We start from the raw sequence: 760 nt of genomic DNA on the forward strand, positions 1-760 counted from the left end.
TAAAAATAACGAAAATACAGAAAACCTGATAGATCAAGACAATCCCATCTTTTCTCAAATCTTATTAAACTTACTTTTCACCAATTACTTTTCCTTTCGTAAAACTTTTTATTCACTACTCTTCTTACCTCCTATTTATTCTATCTCCAATGCTTTTGCGCAATTCCTTATTTACTCTTCTCTATCCTTTATATCGTAATCTCACACTTCTCTACTCCTCTCACCATTCCTTCTCTCGTCTGCCTTCTTCTTTTTCCTCCATTTTTTTTTTTTCTTTTTACCTTCCTTTTCTTCTTCTTTTCTTTTTTCTTCTTTTGTCCTTTTTTTTTTTCCTTCTTTCCCTTTCTTTTTTTTCTTTTTTTTTTTTTTTTTTCTTTCTCTCCTTTTCCTTTTCTCTTTTCCCTCTTTTCTCTTTTTTTTTTTTTTTTTCTTTTTCCTTTTTTCTCCTCCTCTCTTTTTCTCTCTTTTTTTCTTCCTTTTTCTTTCTTTCTTTTTTTTTTTTTTCTTTCCCTTTTTCTTCTTCTCTCTTACTCTCCCATCCTTCTCCCTTCTCTTCCTTTCTCCTCTTTTTTTCTCCTTCTTTTTCTTCTTTTCTTCTCTTTCTCTTCTTTTTCTTTTTTTTTCTTTTTTCCTTCTTTTCTCCCCCTTCCTTTTTCTTTCTTCCTTTCTTCCTCTTTTTTTTTTTTTTTTTTTTTTTTCTTTTCTTTTTTTTCTTTTTTCTTTTTTCCTTTTCTTTTTTTCTTCTTTTTTTTTTTTTTTC

1 protein-coding gene is annotated in these 760 nt (G+C 28.2%); it reads right to left on the reverse strand.

From position 1 onward, the window contains the following. Positions 1-201: 201 nt before the first annotated feature. A partial coding sequence (locus tag DNK85_RS11630) for a hypothetical protein (protein WP_208123179.1) occupies positions 202-760 on the reverse strand: 559 nt, incomplete at its 5' end.

The sequence above is a fragment of the Cysteiniphilum halobium genome, from assembly GCF_003574425.1.
In the GTDB taxonomy this organism is placed as follows: Bacteria; Pseudomonadota; Gammaproteobacteria; order Francisellales; family Francisellaceae; genus Caedibacter; species Caedibacter halobius.